The organism is Flavobacterium sufflavum, assembly GCF_004016525.1.
GTDB classification, from domain to species: Bacteria; Bacteroidota; Bacteroidia; order Flavobacteriales; family Flavobacteriaceae; genus Flavobacterium; species Flavobacterium sufflavum.
In genome coordinates this window covers 95109-114541 of record NZ_SACJ01000009.1, presented here as the reverse complement: position 1 = coordinate 114541, position 19433 = coordinate 95109, and the positions used below count along the sequence as shown (strand labels likewise).

Sequence of the window (19433 nt, the reverse complement as noted above, 5' to 3'; positions counted from 1 at the left end):
AAACCCCGAATTCTCGCTCTTTTTAAAAAAAATTATCCCAGATATTATTAAACTTTTCAACAATTCTAAAAACCTTAAATCAGAACTGTTATTCATTCTTCAAAATTCCTTTTTCTACACTTTCGTTAATCAATCCTTCCGCATAGTTCCATAAAGTTGATGAACCTTCTTTTATGACGCTCTTTTTTTCGTAAACTTTTTTATAGCTTACATCAAACTCTTTCCAGGTTCCGCCGTTATTAGATGTATTTTGCAATAAAGGCTCTAACCTGTCCATTGCTTTTGCAAATTTTGCCTCCTTAGTTTCCCCTGCTTCAAATTCTTCCCAAATTGCAATCAATTCATCGGCTTGTTGCTTTGGCAGTAAACCAAAAATACGATTCGCTGCCAATCGCTCTTCATCGGTATTGGAATGATTTTTTTGTGAATCATAAATAAAGGTGTCTCCAGCGTCAATCTCTACAATATCATGTATCAAAACCATTTTTACAACTTTCAAAATATCAACCGGCTCATCAGAATGCTCCGCTAAAACAATCGCCATTAATGCCAAATGCCAACTATGTTCAGCATCATTTTCATTTCGATCACTGTTAAAGAGCTTCGTTTTTCGCTGAATGTATTTTACTTTATCAATTTCTTTAATAAAGGCAATTTGATTCAATAAGTTTGCTGTGTTCATATCTGAAATTATATTACTGATTTTAGTAAAACCGTAAAATTACAAAAAGCTTTAGCTTTAATCAAACTGGTCTCTTATTGATTCACACTTTAATCCATTTTATTTTTCTATTATTTGTAACTTTAGTCACTGATATAGCCCTCAAGCAAACTTTATCTTTGTTACATCAAACTAAAAATGATTTTTATGAAAATAGAACAAATATATACCGGATGTCTTGCCCAGGGTGCTTATTACATTACTTCAAATGGTGAAGCAGCTATTATAGATCCTTTGCGCGAAATTCAACCTTACTTAGATCGTTTAAAACGTGATAAAGTCAAACTAAAATACATTTTCGAAACCCATTTCCATGCCGATTTCGTTTCAGGACATGTGGATTTAAGCAAAGAAACCGACGCAACAATTGTTTACGGACCTACCGCTACGCCTGAATTTGATGCCATCATTGCCACTGATGGTCAGAAATTCAAAATTGGTGACATTTCCATAAAAGCCTTACACACTCCCGGCCACACTATGGAAAGTACTACTTATTTACTACTTGACGAAAATGGAAATCAGCACGCAATTTTCTCTGGTGATACTCTATTCATTGGTGATGTAGGACGGCCTGACCTGGCTCAAAAAGCAGCTCACATGACGCAGGAACAATTAGCCGCCATCTTATTCCATTCGTTAAGAGACAAAATCATGACTTTGCCTGATGATGTGATTGTATATCCTGCGCATGGTGCCGGAAGCGCTTGTGGTAAAAACATGAGTAAAGAGACCATTTCTACTATTGGGAACCAAAAAGCAACTAATTATGCCTTAAGGGCCAATATGACCGAAGCCGAATTTATCAAAGAAGTAACCGAAGGACTATTGCCTCCTCCTGCTTATTTTGGGATGAATGTGACTATGAACAAACAGGGTTACGAAAGCTTTGAAACGGTTTTAAACCACGGAATGAAAGCTATTGATGCAAAAGATTTTGAAGCTGTTGCCGAAGATTCGGGAGCTTTAATTTTAGATACCCGAACAAACAATCAATTTGCAAAAGGTTTTATTCCGCAATCCATCAACATTGGGATTGAAGGCGATTTTGCACCCTGGGTAGGTGCCTTAATTGCCGATGTGAAACAACCTATTATTTTAGTGGCCGAAATCGACCAGGAAGAAGAATCGGTAACGCGATTGAGCCGTGTGGGTTTTGACAACATCATTGGTCATCTCAAAGGTGGTTTTGAAGCCTGGCAAAAAGCGGGTAATGAATTTGATTCCATCAATCGTATTTCGGCTGAAGCATTTGCCAAAGAAGTAAAAATTGGCAAAAGCACAATTATAGATGTTCGCAAAGAAACGGAGTACGCTGCCGAACATGTTGAAGAAGCTTATTCCAAACCCTTAGCCTATATTAATGACTGGATAAAAGACATCAATCCTAAAGAAGCTTTTTATCTTCATTGTGCTGGTGGCTACCGCAGTATGATAGCCGCATCTATTTTACAGGCCAGAGGTTTTAGAAATTTTACTGAAATTAAAGGCGGTTTTAATGCCATTGCAAAAACGACTGTTCCCAAGACAAATTTTGTCTGTCAAAGCAAAACATTAAACCACTAATTAATTGACTTTAAGAAGATTAATCGCTAAATTTGTATGTTATTTCAATGCATTTTTTTAACCCTTAAATTCTAGAAATCATGAAACATAACATGGGGAAAACCGACAAAACAATTCGTGTGATTGTTGCTCTCGCCCTAGCAACTTTATATTTTACACACACTGTTACTGGAAACCTTGGCATCTTTTTATTAGCTTTTGGAGTAGCCTTATTAATTACTGTTTCTATTAATTTTTGCCCATTTTATACTCCTTGGGGCATCAATACAAATAAAAAGAAACTGAGTCATTAAAATTACAAACAAGCTCTGCCTAATCCATTTCAGAAGTTTATCAAACAGTACAAAAACTAATTTTTACTTTTTGTAAACTTCTTTTATGTTTAATCGAAAAATCATTCATTACAAAAAACATCATGAATAAAGAACAATGCTGTACAATAGCTAAACTCAACAAAAAATAAACAATGAATAGTAATTTCAATAAATTAATACAATCTGAAAAACCAATATTAGTCGATTTTTTTGCTACATGGTGTGGACCTTGCCAAATGCTTAGTCCCATTTTAAAAGATGTAAAAGAACAATTAGGAGAGCAAATTTCAATCATAAAAGTTGATGTCGATAAAAACCAACAAGTTGCTTCGCAATATCAGGTACGTGGTGTTCCCACAATGATTTTATTCCAGAACGGAAAACAATTATGGCGACAATCAGGTGTTATAGATAAAAACACCATTATTACTACAATTTTAGAAAAAAGCAAACAATGACAAAAAGAACAATCATAATAACTCTCATTGGAGTTTTAATTGGTGCCATATTGGGATATTTGTATTATCGATATGTTGGATGCATAACAGGAACTTGTGTTATAACTTCAAAACCTCTGAATGCAACACTTTATGGCAGTTTATTGGGTGGATTGATATTTAATTCATTAGTTAAAAAAGAAAAAAAGTAATTCCAATTGCTTTTTTTTATACCTTTATTAACCAAAAGGTTAAACCAAAAAGTTAAAACAAAAAATGACTACCGAAGAAAAAATATTCAATGCCGCCCGAATCGTTTTTCAAAAAAAGGGATTCGCAGGCGCACGAATGCAAGAGATTGCAGATGAAGCCGGAATAAACAAAGCGATGTTGCATTATTGTTTTAAAAACAAACAGCAGCTCTTTGAAGCCGTTTTTATGAAAGCTTTCAGTCAGCTGGCGCCTCAAATCAATACTATTTTTAATTCGGAAAAAACTGTTTTTGAAAAAATCACCCAGTTTACCCATGATTATATTTCGTTTGTAATTGAAAATCCTTTTTTGCCCCAATTTATTATCCAGGAAATGAACAACAATCCTGAGTTTGTGATGTCTATCCTCAATCATGAAAACAGACCCAATCCTACTTTACTCATTGCACAAATTGAAAAAGAAATCGAAACAGGAATTATAAAACCCATCAAACCAAAACAACTCTTATTGGATATTTTTTCGATGACCATTTTCCCTTTTGCAGCGCAAATAATGGTAAAAGGAATACTTCATCTATCTGATATAGAATTCAATCAAATGATGGAAGAACGAAAAACAATCATTGCCCAACAAATTATTAATTCGATAAAAAAATGAAACTCATCAACTTCATATTATTGCTATTGATAGTGCCTTTTATAACATTAGCACAACAAGCAGTATCATTAGAGGATTGCTATGATTTGGCTACTAAAAATTATCCTTTAGCGAAACAAAACAGTCTATTATCCCAAAAAATGGATTTGGAAATAGAAACACTTTCAAAAGACTATCTCCCTAAGATCGATTTGAATGCTCAGGCTACTTATCAATCGGATGTGACACAAGTGCCTGTAAAAATTCCAAATTCAACTATAAATCCGCTTAACAAAGACCAATATCGTGCTACACTAGACATCAACCAGATTATCTACAATGGCGGATTGCAGGAAGTCAACAATAAAATCAAGGAAACACAAACCAAAGTACAGCAACAACAAGTTGCGGTCAATTTGTACCAACTTAAAACCCGAATTAACCAACTCTATTTTTCTATATTTCTTTTACAGGAACGCGCTGAAATATTATTGGCAAAACAGGAACAATTAAAATCTAAAATTGCCGAGGTAAAAACAGCTGTTAAATTTGGCGCAATATTACCAGCATCTGAAAAAGTTTTAGAAGCCGAAAATTTAAGAATCAAACAACAACTCAGCGAAATTAAATTCGATAAAAAGAGAGCTTTAGAAAGTCTTTCTCTGCTTACTTATACTCCATTTGAAGAAAATGTAAATTTGGTTAAACCAATATCAAATTTAGATACAAACACAGCAAACAACAGACCGGAACTGAAATTATTTGATTTACAAAACGAGCAAATTGAAGTTTCTAAAACAGCAATCAGTAAAAACAATTTACCTAAAATAAAAGCTTTCGGTCAGGCAGGTTATGGAAATCCGGGACTCAATATGCTCGACAATTCCTTCCAGACTTTTTATATGCTGGGTTTGAAAGCCAATTGGAATGTATTTGACTGGAACAAATCAAAAACCGAAAAAGAAATCCTTTCCGTTTCTGAGAACATAGTTTCCACTGAAAAAGAGACTTTTTTACTCAACAACAACTTGCAATTACAGGAAATGAATAACGAAATTCAAAAATTGCAAGAAATCATCAATACTGATTTAGAAATCATTGCATTGAGAGAAGCTGTTTTAAAATCATCGGATGCCCAGCTTAAAAATGGAGTTATTACCGCTTCGGACTATATTGTGGAATTCACCAATTTGTATGAAACAAAAACCAATTATAAGTTACATGAAATTCAATTGCTTTTGGCTAAAGCCAATTACAAAACAATACAGGGATATTAAAGAAAAACATCATGAAAAAAATAATTACACTCTTACTCACAGCCAGTTTAATTTCTTGTAATAAAGACAACGAAAAAGCAGATGGTTACGGCAATTTTGAAGCTACCGAAGTAACTATTTCGGCAGAAGCCAATGGAAAACTAATGACTTTTTCTGTTGAAGAAGGAAATATCCTTGATGCCAATGCAAAAGTAGGACTGATTGACACCACACAATTGTACCTAAACAAACAGCAATTAATAGCCACAAAGAATACTATTTCTTCGAAATCACAAAATGTGTTGTCACAAAATAGCGTGCTGCAAGAACAACTCAAAACCACTTTGATTGAGCAAAAGAGAATCCAAAATATGTTTGCCGAAAATGCCGCCACCCAGCGACAAGTGGATGAAATCAATGGAAAAGTCAACGTACTGAAAGAACAAATAAAAAGTGTAGGAACCCAGAATGCCCCAATTGCCAATGAAGCCCAATCGATTGATGTTCAAATTGACAAAATCAATGATCAGATTCAAAAATCTAAGATTGTCAATCCAATAAAAGGAACGGTTTTAGCAAAATATGCCGAGCCAAATGAAGTCACTGCCTTTGGAAAACCGCTGTATAAAATTGCCGATATTTCTGAAATGACATTACGCGTTTATGTAAGCGAAACCCAATTACCGCAATTAAAAACAGGGCAAAAAGTCACCATTAAAATAGATTCCGGTACCGAAATGAAAAGCCATGCTGGTACTGTGTCATGGATTTCTTCTTCGGCAGAATTTACTCCAAAAGTGATACAAACCAAAGAAGAACGTGTCAACCTAGTGTATGCCGTGAAAGTAACCGTAAAAAATGATGGTAGCCTGAAAATAGGAATGCCCGCCGAAATGTGGATTAAATAAGTTTAAGGTTTATTGTTGATAGTTTGTTGTTTTTGCTATTGTTATTGAAATTTGAAATTGTCATTACTCATGAGTATCCAGGTCCAAAATATTTCTAAATCCTACCGAAACAATGTAGCGGTTTCCAATATTTCTTTTGAAGTAAAGGAAGGAGAATTATTTGGACTCATTGGACCTGATGGAGCTGGAAAAACAACTCTTTTTAGGATTCTCACCACTGTTTTACTTGCAAACGAAGGAACCGCTGCAGTTGCCAGTTTTGATGTTGTAAAAGAATACAAATCCATTCGAAAAACTATTGGCTACATGCCCGGGAAATTTTCTTTGTATCAGGATTTGACCGTAGCAGAAAACTTGGCGTTTTTCGCGACTATTTTTGGAACTACACTGGAAGAAAACTACGAATTAATAAAAGAGATTTACATTCAAATTGAACCTTTTAAAGACCGAAAAGCAGCAGCTCTTTCGGGCGGAATGAAACAGAAATTAGCCCTTTGCTGCGCCTTGATCCATAAACCTAAAGTTTTATTTCTGGATGAACCCACCACTGGGGTCGATCCTGTTTCCAGAAAAGAGTTTTGGGAAATGCTAAAGCGTTTGCAAAAAAAAGGAATCAGCATTTTAGTTTCGACGCCCTACATGGATGAAGCCGCCTTATGCGACCGGATTGCATTGATTCAAAAAGGTCGTATTTTAAAAATTGACACTCCGGAAAATATCACCTCAAAATACGACAAAACCATTTACAACATTCGAACAAAAAACACCCATCAATTAATTCAGGATTTAAAAAAGTATCCCAGTCAATACAGTGTTTACGCTTTTGGGGAATTCATTCATTATATCGACAAAAACAGTGATTTCAATTCATTGGAATTAGAAAATTATCTGAAAGAACAAAATCATACTGAAATTAGTATTACAGTTTCAAAAACAAGTATCGAAGATGTTTTCATGGATTTAACAACATTAAACCAATAAATTGTGGATCAGGAAAAAATCATAACGGTAAAAAACCTCAGCAAGAAATTTGGAGATTTCATTGCGGTAAACGACATTTCTTTTGACGTTTACAAAGGCGAAATCTTTGGATTCCTTGGTGCCAACGGCGCAGGAAAAACTACCGCTATGAAAATGCTCATTGGAATTTCAAAACCTACTTCAGGCGAGGCTTTAGTGGCAAATTTTGATGTAAAATCCCAAGCCGAAATGGTCAAAAAAAGCATTGGTTATATGAGTCAAAGATTTTCGATGTATGATGATTTGACCATCAAAGAAAACATTACTTTTTTTGGTGGAATCTATGGTTTAAGTCGGAATCAAATTAAAGAAAAAACGACCAAATTAGTTACAGAATTAGGACTTGAAGATGCCCTGAACAAACTCGTTGGCGATTTGCCTTTGGGCTGGAAACAGAAACTTTCGTTTTCGGTTGCCTTGTTACACGAACCTAAGATTGTTTTTCTGGATGAACCTACCGGCGGCGTTGATCCAATTACCAGAAGACAATTTTGGGAAATGATTTATGCCGAAGCCCATAAAGGAACGACCATTTTTGTCACGACCCATTACATGGATGAAGCCGAATATTGTGACCGTGTTTCCATTATGGTCGAAGGAAAAATTGAAGCTTTGGATTCTCCCAAAAATTTAAAACAACAATACAACGTAGCTTCTATGAACGAAGTATTTTTAAAATTGGCTCGAAATATCGAATAAAAATGAAGTAGTATGAAACGATTTCTTGGCTTTATAAAAAAAGAATTTTATCACATCTTTAGAGACAAACGCTCGATGTTTATTCTCTTTGGGATGCCTATTGCCCAAATCATGCTATTTGGTTTTGCCATTACTAATGAAATCAACAATGTCAATATTGCTATTCTCGACAAATCAAAAGACAGCGAAACACAAAAAATCATTAATAAAATCAGTGCTTCTAAGTATTTTCATATTGAACAAACCATAAACAGCGAATCGCAAATACAATCCATATTCGAAAAAGGAAAAGTCAAAGCTGTTGTTATTTTCGAAAACAATTTTAGCAAAAACCTGCAAACAGCTAGACAGGGAAAAGTACAAATTATTACCGATGCCACTGATCCTAATATTGCCAATACCATTACAAATTATACCAATGCCATATTGCAAAACTATATCCAGGAAGTAAACAAAACGAATGTTCAAACTTATGCTATAGACACTCAAACACAATTATACTACAACCCCGAATTAAAGGGTGTTTTTACCTTTGTTCCCGGAGTAATGACCGTAATTTTAATGTTAGTTTCGGCCATGATGACTTCCATATCTATTACAAGGGAAAAAGAACTCGGAACCATGGAAGTATTACTCGTTTCGCCATTAAATCCATTACAGGTAATCCTGGGCAAGGTGTTTCCTTATGTTTTTCTTTCAATAATTAATGCCACTGTAATTGTTCTTTTGGGCGTTTTTGTTTTTGGAATGCCTATACAGGGAAGTTTGTTTTTATTGGCCGCCGAAAGCATTCTTTTTATCATAACGGCACTTTCATTGGGAATTCTGATTTCAAACATTGCCCAAACACAGCAAACCGCTATGATGATGTCCTTAATGGGATTAATGCTTCCCGTAATTATCTTATCGGGATTTATATTCCCCATTTCGAGTATGCCGCTCCCCTTACAAATTATCAGCAATATTATCCCGGCCAAATGGTTTATCATCATCATCAAAGCCATCATGCTAAAAGGAGCTTCTATCGATATTATTTGGAAAGAAACCTTAATTCTTATCGGAATGACTTTATTTTTCATTCTGTTAAGTATCAAAAAATATAAAATCAGATTGGAGTAAAATGAGATTGCAGAATTTAGATTTTAGAATGCAGATTATGACAGAATAAATTTAAAATATTAAACCAACAATTTTGAAAACGATATTATTCATCATACAAAAAGAATTCCGACAAATCTTTAGAAATAAAGCGATGTTGCCTATCCTCTTTGTCTTGCCTTTTGTGCAATTACTTATTTTGTCTAATGCGGCCAGTTTTGAAGTAAAAAACATTCGGTTTTCTTATATTGATCAGGACCATTCAAAAGTATCGAGAGAATTGATTAGTAAGTTTCAATCTTCTGATTATTTCAACATTATTGAAAATTTCTCTTCTAAAAAAGAAGCTAATTTACAAATGCAAAAAGGAAAAGTAGATGTGATACTCGAAATTCCTAATCATTTTGAACACAATCTTTTAACTGATAAAAAAACAAATTTATCCGTAAGTATTAATGCCATTGACGGAGCTGCTGCCGGAATTGAAAATGTGTACATAAACCAAATCATTCGCAATTACAATCAAAAAATAAGAAGCCAGCTTTACCAATACAATGACGCTTCTTTTGTACAACCACAAAGCATTATTAGTATTCCTTCCTTTTGGTACAACAACACCTTAAATTACAAAACATTGATGGTTCCCGGAATTTTAGTTTTACTGGTTACTATGCTATCACTGTTTTTGTCGGCTATGAATATTGTACGGGAAAAAGAAATAGGAACATTGGAACAAATTAATGTGACACCTATAAAAAAATACCAGTTCATCATTGGCAAATTATTCCCATTTTGGGTATTGGGTTTACTCATTTTAACAGTAGGATTGACTATAGCCAAACTGGTTTTCAGTATTCCAATGTTAGGAAGTGTGGGACTTATTTACTTTTTTACCTCTGTTTATTTATTGGCAATTTTAGGCATCGGATTATTAGTCTCCAATTATACCGAAACCCAACAACAGGCCATGTTTATTGCCTGGTTTTTTACCGTAATTTTTATTCTGATGAGTGGATTATTCACTCCTATTGAAAGTATGCCTAATTGGGCTCAACAAATCACTTTGTTCAACCCCATTCGCTATTTTGTAGAAATCATCAGGATGGTGATGCTTAAAGGCGCTACGTTTTCTGATATTGCCAAACCTTTTTCCATCATTGCTTTTTATGCATTTGTTATTAATTGTTTAGCGGTTTGGAGTTATAAAAAAACAAATTAATCCATCAACCATTTATCAAGTACAATTTCTAAATCGGATGGGATTATAGGTTTCGTAATATAATCATTCATGCCTGATTTTAAACATTCTTCCTTTTCTTCTATAAAGATTCCTGCTGTCAGGGCAATGATAGGAGTAAAACTATCCTGCTCTATTTTTCTGATTTCATAAGTAGCCTCAAATCCGTTTTTATTAGGCATTTGAATATCCATCAAAATAATATCCGGCTGTTGAATTTTGTATTGTTCTATCGCCTGATCGCCGTCAAAAGCCTCTAAAATAAGACAATCAGGGATGATTCTTTGAATCAGTGTTTTTGCCAGGAACATATTAATTTTATTATCTTCTACAATTAAAACTTTTTTTGTTCCCGAAATGCTCTTTACTTCTTGCATTTTATCCTCATTTGACTGATGTTGAATGTGAAAATTAGATTTTTTTAAGGTGATGAAAAAATAAAAATTACTTCCTTGTCCAAAAGTACTTTCCAATTGTAACTTAGAATTCATCATTGCCAGAAGTTGATTTGAAATCGCCAATCCAAGACCGGTTCCGCCAAATTGACGACTCGTTGAATTATCTTCCTGTACAAAAGAATTAAATATTTTGTCCTGATTCTTTGGCTGAATGCCAATTCCCGTATCTTTTACTGAAAAACTAAGATTTGTATCATCAGTTTCAAAAGGAGAAATAGCTTCGATATCCAGTTGTATTTTACCTTTTTGGGTAAATTTTATGGCATTCCCCACCAAATTAATGATGATTTGCTTTAATCGCAAAGGATCTACAAATATAAACTGAGGCACATTAGGTGCAATATCTAAAATCAAATCAATTTGTTTTTGACTTGCCTGATACTTAAACAATGAGATTATCTGATTTGTTAATGCAAAAAGATCGATTTCTTCTGCCTGAAGTTCTAATTTTCCTGCTTCAATTTTAGAAAAATCCAAAATATCATTCACAATATCCATTAAAGTCGTTGCCGACTCATTAATGGTGCGCATATAGTTATATTGGGTTTCTCCTAATTTTGATTCCATCAGTAACGAAGTAAAACCTATAATTCCATTCAAAGGAGTTCTAATTTCATGACTCATATTAGCTAAGAAATCCGTTTTATATTTATTGGCTGCTTCAGCCTGCTCCTTAGCTTTTTTAATTTCAAAGTCCATCAGTTTTTGCTCCGTAACATCTATAAAACTAATCACAACTTCATTGATATCACCGTTCTCGTTAAAAGTTGGAAATCCATTAACCAATACCCAGACTACGCTGCTTTTATCAATGTGTAAAATTCCTAAAGCGAAATTTTTAATGGGTTTCTTCGAATGTAGTATTTGGCTTATCGGAAAGTCCTCGAGGGCCATAATGGAGCTATCTTCATTTATGAATTTCATATTAAAATTAGCATCATTTTTTTGCAGTAAATCTTCAATACTGCTTCCCAATAATTCAGATGCTTTTTGATTACACATAATTATTGAAGAATCTGCAGTATGAACCACAATTCCTGCCCCTAAATTATCTAATAAGCCACTATATCTTTCCTGACTTTTTAACAAAGCTTCATCTGCCAGTTTAGCATCAGTAATATCTCTGGAAATACATATAAAACGCGGAACTTCCCTTTGTTTTTCTTTCATTGGAGCAACAGACAATTCGTACCAATGCTTTCCATCCGGCATATCTAAGGTATACTGCCTGCCATTAGAAAGTCCTTTTTCTGAAGCTTCTTTCAGTGCATACAAACATACTTCAGCAGCATCCGGCGGAAGAACTTCAGGAATTTTTTTGCCTATAAACAATTCCAGAGGCATTAATAAAACATCTGTATTCTGGGAATGATAATTATAAATAACTTCGTCAATACCTATTTCAAAAATCATATCGGGGATGGCTTGAATTATAGCCTCCAACTTTTTATTGGTTCTGACAAATTTATCCTCAACTTGTTTCCGTTTGCTGATATCGGTAATGGTTCCAATGAACCCAATAACCTCATTTTCGGCATTTGTCTCGGGGGTTGCCTGGCCTATTACCCAAATAATACTACCGTCAGGTTTAATAAAGCGATATTCTAAGAACGATTTGTCTCTGTTTCCAACTACCTTTTTCCATTCATTATACAATTTAACACGATCATCAGGGTGAATTGCTATGAACCAGCCATTCCCCATTGCCTGCTCAAAATTTATCCCTACAATTTGCGACCAACGTTGATTGATATAAGTTGTTGCTCCGTTCAAATCGGTTCTATAAATCCCTACAGGAGATACCTCAGCTAAAGTATGGTATCTCTTTTCACTCTGAACAGCAGCTTCTTCTGCTTTTTTTCGCATCGTTTCTTTTTCGAAAAACTCTAAAGCAAAAATGACATCATTGGTGGCTTTGCCTAATAATTTAATTTCTTCATCATTAAAATAATTTTTCTCCGCTGCATAAATAACAAAAACACCAATAACTATATCAAACATTTTAATGGGTATGGCCATCAAAGAACATAAATCCCTTTTTAAGGCTTCTCCCTTCCAGGGAGCCATTAAAGGATCGTCTTCAATACTGTTGCAAACCACATAGCTTTCTTGTCTAATAGCTATGCCTACCGGTCCCCGTCCCGTTATTTCGTGAATTTCAGTACTTATCTTTATACCGTCTAAATAGCCTTTATCATCGCCACCAATACTTACAGGAATCACACTTTGGGTATTGAAATCTATCTTCCCAATCCATGCCATCTTAAACTTCCCTACTTCAACAGCAACAGTACAAATTTCTTTGAAAAGTTGGTTTTCATCTTTAGTACGAACAATAATCTGATTGATGCGATTAATAAAACGATACAAACGCTTGGTTTTATTCTTTTTTTGTTCAGCCTCTACCCTCAAAGTATTGTCGGTAATTATTCCATGACTCACTACAGTACCGTCAATTTCAATACTGGAAGTTGCATTCATTTCGTGCCAAAGCAAGCCCTTAACAGGATGAAGATACCTGTATTCTAATTTTATCGGAATTAAATCTAATAAAGACTGTCTGATTTTATTTAAGACCTCTTCCCGGTCTTCAGGATGGATTCTATCGAAAACTAAAGTTGCAGCATTTTCTGTTTGATCTGAACCAAATCCATAAATAGCTTCAACAGCACCACTTAAATTACTATAAGATAATTCACCATTATCTTTTAGACACAATGAATAAATTAAAACCAAAGCCTCCTTACTATTTTCCTGAAACTCGTTAAAAAAAGATTTTTTAGAAACGACCTCTTTTTCCAGCTCCTGAATTATTTGCTCTTGCTTATTTATTTTGTGTAGTAATTCTTCATATGTAAGTTGTTTTTCTTTCATTCCATTAAGATATACCAATGTATTACCATGATAAATATACTCAAATACAATCAGATAAGTATATAGAATATTAAACAAAAGCACTACCGGAAATATTTTTTTTATACTTAAATTTGAAAAAGTCTGTATTTAAGCTTCTAATAAATAGCTCCCTTAAAAAATTATGTCAGAAATACTTAAAAAACATTTAGAGAAGTTTATCCAAATAAATGAAGAAGAGTTTCTGGAAATTGCTGCCTTTTTTAAAACAATAACTGTTCGAAAAAAAGAAAATTTACTTATTGAAGGTGCTATTTGCAAATCGCATTTTTTTGTTCTTGAAGGCTGCCTGAGGAAGTTTTTTATCAACGACAAAGGAATTGAACAAACCACCGAATTTGCCATAGAAAACTGGTGGATTACCGATAACATTGCCTACGAACACGCATTAGCAACCTCTTTTTATATTCAGGCTGTAGAAAAATCAGAAATATTAGTTATCGAGCGCGAGGCCCAGGAAAAACTTTTAAAAGAATTCCCTAAAATGGAGCGCTATTTTAGATTCATCTATCAACGTGCTTATGCCGCTTCGCAAATGAGAATAAAATATCTATATGATTTCACAAAAGAAGAATTTTACGAACAACTTTGTAAAAGCCAACCCGAATTTGTCCAACGCATTCCTCAATATCTCATTGCTTCTTTTCTGGGATTCTCCCCTGAATATTTAAGCGAAATCAGAAAAAAAAAGCGTTCTTAAACCAGTTTAAGTTTTTACTGTTTCTTATTGCTGAACTTTGCTCTATTAAAATATAAAACTATAAAAAAATGAGAGTAAATATCAACGAAACAGAACCCCAAGCTTTTAAAGCTATGTATGCCTTAGAAGGTTATTTAGCTACTATTCTACTATCTAAAATCGAGAAAGAATTAATTAAAATTCGTGCTTCTCAAATCAACGGTTGTGCCTTTTGTATCGACATGCATACTAAAGATGCTCTTAAATACGGAGAAACTACCCAACGTATTTTTCTGTTAAATGCATGGCACGAAACCCAATTATTTACCGAAAAAGAAAAAGCAATTTTGGCTATTACCGAAGAAATCACTTTGATTACCAACAAAGGATTGTCTGATGCAACTTATGCAAAAGCCGAACAATTTTTCGACCAAAATCAAATTGCACAAATTATCATGGCCGTAGTTACCATCAATGCCTGGAACCGAATTGCCATAAGCACAAATTTAGAACCTGCTTCTTAAATTCGATTAAAAAATAAAAAAGACAGCTCGCTTGAAGTAATTTAAGCGAGCTGTCTGTATTTATATCAGGATACATAAACATAAACTGTTTTATATATTTGCTTACTCCATCAAAAAAATGGAACGCAATTAAAACCAAACTGGATTATTTCAGTTTTTATATAATTAACCAAAATTAGCTTTTAATGAAAAAAATTATTCTGTGTGCTTCACTAATTCTTTCACTTTCAATTTATTCCTTCAATATTGATCCTCCAAAGGTGACCCAAAAAGAAACAAAAGTCAAAGCGCCATTTGGAACCACTAAGATTAAAACCCCAGACTTTAGTAAATGTGCCACATTCCTAATCACTGATTTTGGTGCTGTCAAAGGAGACCAAGGCAAAACTACCCAAGCCATTGCAAAAGCTATTGACCAGGCTAACAAAGCGGGAGGTGGAACTGTTGTTGTTCCTGAAGGAGAATGGCTAACCGGAAAAATTCATTTTAAAAGCAATGTCAATCTGCATTTAAACAAAGGTGCTTTGCTGCTTTTCTCAGATAATCCAAACGATTATTTACCTGCTGTACATTCTACCTGGGAAGGATTAGAATGCTACAATTATTCCCCGTTAATTTATGCTTACCAATGTAAAAACATCGCTATTACTGGCGAAGGAGGCATTAAAGCGAAGATGGATTTTTGGAAAAAATGGGCTGGTCGTCCCGCAGGTCACATGAATAGTTTAAAAAGACTGTACAATTTATCAGGTCAAAATGTTCCTGTTGAACAACGTGTGATGGTCAACGATACGGCTAATCTTCGTCCGCAATTTATTCAATTTAACCGAAGCGAAAATATATTATTGGATGGAATTTCAATAACCAATAGTCCGTTTTGGACGGTTCACATGTACCTTTCTAAGGATATTATTGTTCGAAATCTAAACATCTATGCACATGGTCATAACAACGATGGGTTTGACCCTGAAATGAGTCAGAATATCTTAGTAGAAAAGGTAACTTTTGACCAGGGTGATGATGCCATTGCCGTAAAATCAGGTAGAAATCCTGAAGGATGGCGTTCTAAAACTCCAACTAAAAACTTAATTATCCGCGACTGTATCATTAAAAACGGACACCAATTATTAGCCGTAGGAAGTGAACTTTCCGGCGGAATAGAAAATGTTTTTATAGACAATTGTGAGCTATTAAAAGGATCAACCACATTTAACCTTATATTCATTAAAACCAATGAACGCATGGGCGGTTATGTAAAGAATATTTATGTCCAAAATATTAAAGGAGACAAAGTAAGAGATGGTATTTTAGGCATTGAAACCGATGTGTTGTACCAATGGAAAAATTTAGTCCCAACAGTGGAACGTCGCCTGACTCCTATTTCGGATGTCTATTTAACCAATGTTCATGCTAAAAACGTAAAATTCATTTCCAGAATTAAAGGGGAAAAAGAATTACCTATTAAAAATATCTTTCTTAAAAACGTAACGGCAGAAACGATTCAGGATAGTGAAAAACACATCAATGAAAACGTAATTAACTTTAACGTATCACCTAAGCTAAAATAATTTACAAAATCTACTTTTTTATGTTTTTAAAAAAGACAATACTGACAATAGCATTCTTTAGCATTTATTCTTTGGCTACAGCCCAAAAAGACAAAATTGATGCTATTTATTCGGGAATTCCATGGTTTGACAACAATGGTAATGTAGTTAGTGCGCATGGAGCCAATATTGTAAAAGACAACGGCAAATACTACCTTTTTGGAGAATACAAAAGCGACGATAATAATGCTTTTAATGGATTTAGTTGTTATTCTTCAACCGATTTATACAACTGGAAATTTGAAAAAATGGCCTTGCCTGTACAAAAATCAGGTAATTTAGGTCCAAATCGTGTTGGCGAAAGACCCAAAGTGATGAAATGTCCAAAAACTGGCGAATACATCATGTACATGCACGCCGATGACTTGAATTACAAAGACCAATATGTGGGTTATGCCACCTCTAAAACCATCAATGGCGAATATACTTTCCAAGGGCCTGTACTTTTTGAAGGCAAACCCATCAAAAAATGGGATATGGGTACTTATCAGGATACTGATGGCAGTGGTTACATTATTACACACTCGGGAAATTTGTATAAACTTAGCGATGATTACAAAAGTGTTACCGAACAAGTAGTTAAAGATATGACCAGTCAGTGTGAAGCTCCGGTTATTATTAAAAAAGGAAAAACTTATTTTTGGTTGGGTTCCTATTTAAGTTCCTGGGAACGCAATGACAATTACTATTTTACGGCAACGTCTTTGAAAGGGCCTTGGAAATCACACGGAAATTTTGCTCCTAAAAATTCCCTTACCTGGAATTCGCAATCCACATTTGTACTTCCAATAGCAGGTTCCAAAGAAACCACCTATTTATTTATGGGAGACCGTTGGGCTTTTCCGCACCAAAAATCGGCGGCTACTTATGTATGGCAGCCTTTAACGGTAAAAAACGATTCAATATTTTTAGCTGATTACAAGGAAAACTGGCAAATCAATACCACAACAGGAAAATGGTCGACTCTTAAATTAAAGGGCGAAATTATCCCAAATACAGACACTAAAAAAATAAAGTATTCTGACAATTGGAAACCGCAAACCGCTTTAAAAGATGCTTTTTCTGATAGTAGTTCTGATGTGAAAGGTGCTTCTTTTTCGGTAAATTTTAAAGGAACCCAAATAGGTTTATATGGTGTTGCCCGTCCGAATGGAGGTTATGCCCAAATTGAAATTAAAGATAACACAGGAAAAATTATTCAATCTCATATGATTGAGATGTATTGCAAATACACTGAATCTTCCTTGAAATATTTAAGCCCTCTGTTGAAAAAAGGCGATTATACATTTACCGTAACCGTTTTAGGAAAACACGGCAATTGGTACAAAAAAGACGGAACAGGTTTTGGAAGCACAGGAGATTTTGTTTCAGTAGATAAAATAATTGTTAAGAACTAATTTATCAAGAAGAGAATGCGAAACCACATCAAATTAATTTTAATCTTTTGTAACATCCTTTTTCCAATAATGAGTTTGTTTTCCCAAACAGATCCTGCCTGGGATAATACCTCAAAAAGCAATTGGAATGATGCTTTCAAAAAAATCGAAATAACATCTTCATTAGATGGAAAAATGCAAAATGCCTTTTTGTATGCTTCCAAAAGCAAAGCTAAAAAACCGCTGATTATAAGTCTGCATACCTGGAGTGCCGATTATACCCAAAAAGATCCGCTAACCAATGAGATTTTAGCCCGAGACTGGAATTACATCCATCCCGATTTTAGAGGTACCAATAACAACGCAGAAGCAATGGCAAGCCAATATGTTATTGCAGATATCGAAGATGCTATTCAATATGCGTTAAAAAACACCAATTCTGATCCTGAAGACGTTCACATTGTAGGTGTTTCCGGTGGAGGTTTAGCCACACTCGCCGCTTACATGAATATCAAATATCCGGTAAAATCTTTTTCGGCCTGGGCTCCTATTTCTGATTTGGAATCCTGGTATTGGGAATCTATTGGTCGCAAACAAAAATATGCTGCCAATATTCTTAAAGCAACCTCAAAAGACAGCGTTTTTAATGCTGAAGAAGCCAGACGTCGTTCGCCTTTATTACAACAATTCCCAAAAGACTTGCGTAAAAATGCAAAATTATATATTTACGAAGGAGTACATGATGGCTATACGGGTTCGGTACCTATCACCCATTCTATAAACATGTACAATCGATTAGTTGGTGAACTTAAATATGGTTCGGTAAAATTGGAGGACATCATGCCTAAAGCTGTCACCGACACCAAGCTGGTTTCAGAAAAAGAAATCATCAGTTTAGTGACCAAACAATACAATCCTGCATTCGATAAAAAAGATAAATTGTTTGATCGAAATGTTTATTTATCCCGCGAATTCGAAAATATCAAACTGACCATTTTTGAAGGAACCCACGAACAAATTCCTCAGGCCTTAGGATTAATCCCTGTTAAAAATACCAGCAATTTAAAATACAATATTCTTTGCTTAGGTGATTCAAATGCACAAAACAAAGGCGGATGGGTCGATCAATTGAAAAATATGATGCCTAATGCTAACATTATTAATATCTCCAAAAGTGGAAGAACCATTGGTTTTGACAACAACGGAAAAAAAGATTTGAATGCCTTAGCCAATATTGATGACTATTTAAATGATGCGCAACAACAAATTGGAAACAAAAAATACGATTTTGTAATTGTCTGTTTAGGAACTAACGACACTAAAAATGATTTTGCCGATAAGCAAAAAGAAGTCGTTGTAAATTTTGAAACACTGTTGAACAAAATCACCAAACATTCGTTAATCAAAAAATCGAAACCAAAGTTCATTTACGTTACTCCTCCACCAATGCGAACAAAAAACATTCTTGATAAATACAAAGGAGGGAACGAAAGAATTGAGCAATTGATTCCCCAATTTACGACTATCGCTCAGTCTAAAAAATTTAGTGTAATCGACATTTATCATCCGCTTTTAGGGATTCTGGATTACTATGCTGAAGATGGCATCCACATGGCCGATGAAGGACAACAAATTATTGCTGCCGATATTATCGAAAACATTCAGAAAACAAAAAAATAATCTATTTTCTAATAATGAAAAAGTCCCGTCTCGTTTTAGAACGAGACGGGACTTTTTTTATACTGTAAAGCTAAATTAATTAGCCCTAACT

18 protein-coding genes are annotated in these 19433 nt (G+C 34.4%); 16 read left to right on the top strand and 2 right to left on the bottom strand.

Translation table 11 applies throughout. The features are described 5' to 3' along the window. Nucleotides 1-88 precede the first annotated feature (88 nt). The gene (locus EOD40_RS13795; RefSeq protein ID WP_128196510.1) at nucleotides 89-682 is read right to left on the bottom strand and encodes an HD domain-containing protein; all 594 of its coding nucleotides are present in this window, start codon (nucleotides 680-682) and stop codon (nucleotides 89-91) included. 186 nt (nucleotides 683-868) lie between these two features. Here EOD40_RS13795 and EOD40_RS13790 point away from each other — a divergent pair, with 186 nt between their 5' ends. The 11 genes from EOD40_RS13790 to EOD40_RS13740 all read left to right on the top strand — a co-directional run bounded on the left by EOD40_RS13790 (nucleotide 869) and on the right by EOD40_RS13740 (nucleotide 10087). After that, nucleotides 869-2287, top strand: a complete 1419-nt coding sequence (locus EOD40_RS13790; protein ID WP_128196508.1) for an MBL fold metallo-hydrolase — start codon at nucleotides 869-871, stop codon at nucleotides 2285-2287. Between the two features lie 80 nt (nucleotides 2288-2367). After that, nucleotides 2368-2580, top strand: a complete 213-nt coding sequence (locus tag EOD40_RS13785; protein WP_128196506.1) for a YgaP family membrane protein — start codon at nucleotides 2368-2370, stop codon at nucleotides 2578-2580. Between the two features lie 173 nt (nucleotides 2581-2753). Next, nucleotides 2754-3059 (top strand): thioredoxin, encoded by a 306-nt coding sequence (gene trxA, locus EOD40_RS13780; protein WP_128196504.1) that lies wholly within the window; start codon nucleotides 2754-2756, stop codon nucleotides 3057-3059. Continuing rightward, nucleotides 3056-3250, top strand: coding sequence for a DUF6132 family protein (locus tag EOD40_RS13775; protein WP_128196503.1), 195 nt, complete (start codon nucleotides 3056-3058; stop codon nucleotides 3248-3250). Before trxA ends, EOD40_RS13775 begins: the two co-directional genes overlap by 4 nt. Before the next feature lie 64 nt (nucleotides 3251-3314). Next, entirely contained in the window at nucleotides 3315-3908 is a 594-nt protein-coding gene (locus EOD40_RS13770) for a TetR/AcrR family transcriptional regulator (RefSeq protein WP_128196501.1), read from the top strand. After that, on the top strand, nucleotides 3905-5164 hold the full coding sequence (locus EOD40_RS13765; RefSeq protein WP_128196498.1) for a TolC family protein: 1260 nt from the start codon (nucleotides 3905-3907) through the stop codon (nucleotides 5162-5164). Before EOD40_RS13770 ends, EOD40_RS13765 begins: the two co-directional genes overlap by 4 nt. Before the next feature lie 11 nt (nucleotides 5165-5175). Further along, on the top strand, nucleotides 5176-6051 hold the full coding sequence (locus tag EOD40_RS13760; protein WP_128196496.1) for an HlyD family secretion protein: 876 nt from the start codon (nucleotides 5176-5178) through the stop codon (nucleotides 6049-6051). A gap of 69 nt (nucleotides 6052-6120) precedes the next feature. After that, nucleotides 6121-7032, top strand: a complete 912-nt coding sequence (locus EOD40_RS13755; protein WP_128196494.1) for an ABC transporter ATP-binding protein — start codon at nucleotides 6121-6123, stop codon at nucleotides 7030-7032. A 3-nt stretch (nucleotides 7033-7035) separates the two neighbouring features. After that, entirely contained in the window at nucleotides 7036-7770 is a 735-nt protein-coding gene (locus EOD40_RS13750) for an ABC transporter ATP-binding protein (RefSeq protein ID WP_128196493.1), read from the top strand. A gap of 12 nt (nucleotides 7771-7782) precedes the next feature. Continuing rightward, nucleotides 7783-8889, top strand: a complete 1107-nt coding sequence (locus tag EOD40_RS13745) for an ABC transporter permease (protein WP_128196491.1) — start codon at nucleotides 7783-7785, stop codon at nucleotides 8887-8889. Between the two features lie 73 nt (nucleotides 8890-8962). Next, a complete protein-coding gene (locus EOD40_RS13740; protein ID WP_128196490.1) occupies nucleotides 8963-10087 on the top strand; it encodes an ABC transporter permease in 1125 nt (374 codons plus the stop codon). On the opposite strand, the gene EOD40_RS13735 is transcribed toward EOD40_RS13740, so the two are convergent. Beyond that, nucleotides 10084-13437, bottom strand: a complete 3354-nt coding sequence (locus EOD40_RS13735) for a PAS domain S-box protein (protein WP_128196488.1) — start codon at nucleotides 13435-13437, stop codon at nucleotides 10084-10086. The two genes, EOD40_RS13740 and EOD40_RS13735, sit on opposite strands and share 4 nt — an antisense overlap. A gap of 163 nt (nucleotides 13438-13600) precedes the next feature. Between EOD40_RS13735 and EOD40_RS13730 the strand changes: the two genes are divergently transcribed. From EOD40_RS13730 to EOD40_RS13710, 5 genes are all read left to right on the top strand, one after another. Next, a complete protein-coding gene (locus EOD40_RS13730) occupies nucleotides 13601-14176 on the top strand; it encodes a Crp/Fnr family transcriptional regulator (RefSeq protein WP_128196486.1) in 576 nt (191 codons plus the stop codon). A gap of 68 nt (nucleotides 14177-14244) precedes the next feature. Then, nucleotides 14245-14679 (top strand): carboxymuconolactone decarboxylase family protein, encoded by a 435-nt coding sequence (locus EOD40_RS13725; protein WP_128196484.1) that lies wholly within the window; start codon nucleotides 14245-14247, stop codon nucleotides 14677-14679. 185 nt (nucleotides 14680-14864) lie between these two features. Beyond that, nucleotides 14865-16247 carry a glycoside hydrolase family 28 protein gene (locus EOD40_RS13720; protein WP_128196483.1) on the top strand — a complete coding sequence of 461 codons (1383 nt, stop codon included), beginning with the start codon at nucleotides 14865-14867 and terminating at the stop codon, nucleotides 16245-16247. 20 nt (nucleotides 16248-16267) lie between these two features. After that, entirely contained in the window at nucleotides 16268-17683 is a 1416-nt protein-coding gene (locus EOD40_RS13715) for a family 43 glycosylhydrolase (RefSeq protein WP_128196481.1), read from the top strand. A 69-nt stretch (nucleotides 17684-17752) separates the two neighbouring features. Next, nucleotides 17753-19342 (top strand): SGNH/GDSL hydrolase family protein, encoded by a 1590-nt coding sequence (locus EOD40_RS13710; protein ID WP_196781452.1) that lies wholly within the window; start codon nucleotides 17753-17755, stop codon nucleotides 19340-19342. Nucleotides 19343-19433: the final 91 nt, after the last annotated feature.

Bases quoted from the DNA above. Each gene is read 5' to 3' on its own strand.
- EOD40_RS13755 (WP_128196494.1), top strand. From the start codon at position 6,121: ATGAGTATCCAGGTCCAAAATATTTCTAAATCCTACCGAAACAATGTA.
- trxA (WP_128196504.1), top strand. From the start codon at position 2,754: ATGAATAGTAATTTCAATAAATTAATACAATCTGAAAAACCAATATTA.
- EOD40_RS13795 (WP_128196510.1), bottom strand. From the start codon at position 682: ATGAACACAGCAAACTTATTGAATCAAATTGCCTTTATTAAAGAAATT.
- EOD40_RS13770 (WP_128196501.1), top strand. From the start codon at position 3,315: ATGACTACCGAAGAAAAAATATTCAATGCCGCCCGAATCGTTTTTCAA.
- EOD40_RS13730 (WP_128196486.1), top strand. From the start codon at position 13,601: ATGTCAGAAATACTTAAAAAACATTTAGAGAAGTTTATCCAAATAAAT.
- EOD40_RS13785 (WP_128196506.1), top strand. From the start codon at position 2,368: ATGAAACATAACATGGGGAAAACCGACAAAACAATTCGTGTGATTGTT.
- EOD40_RS13765 (WP_128196498.1), top strand. From the start codon at position 3,905: ATGAAACTCATCAACTTCATATTATTGCTATTGATAGTGCCTTTTATA.
- EOD40_RS13760 (WP_128196496.1), top strand. From the start codon at position 5,176: ATGAAAAAAATAATTACACTCTTACTCACAGCCAGTTTAATTTCTTGT.
- EOD40_RS13745 (WP_128196491.1), top strand. From the start codon at position 7,783: ATGAAACGATTTCTTGGCTTTATAAAAAAAGAATTTTATCACATCTTT.
- EOD40_RS13720 (WP_128196483.1), top strand. From the start codon at position 14,865: ATGAAAAAAATTATTCTGTGTGCTTCACTAATTCTTTCACTTTCAATT.
- EOD40_RS13735 (WP_128196488.1), bottom strand. From the start codon at position 13,437: ATGAAAGAAAAACAACTTACATATGAAGAATTACTACACAAAATAAAT.
- EOD40_RS13710 (WP_196781452.1), top strand. From the start codon at position 17,753: ATGAGTTTGTTTTCCCAAACAGATCCTGCCTGGGATAATACCTCAAAA.
- EOD40_RS13775 (WP_128196503.1), top strand. From the start codon at position 3,056: ATGACAAAAAGAACAATCATAATAACTCTCATTGGAGTTTTAATTGGT.
- EOD40_RS13715 (WP_128196481.1), top strand. From the start codon at position 16,268: ATGTTTTTAAAAAAGACAATACTGACAATAGCATTCTTTAGCATTTAT.
- EOD40_RS13790 (WP_128196508.1), top strand. From the start codon at position 869: ATGAAAATAGAACAAATATATACCGGATGTCTTGCCCAGGGTGCTTAT.
- EOD40_RS13725 (WP_128196484.1), top strand. From the start codon at position 14,245: ATGAGAGTAAATATCAACGAAACAGAACCCCAAGCTTTTAAAGCTATG.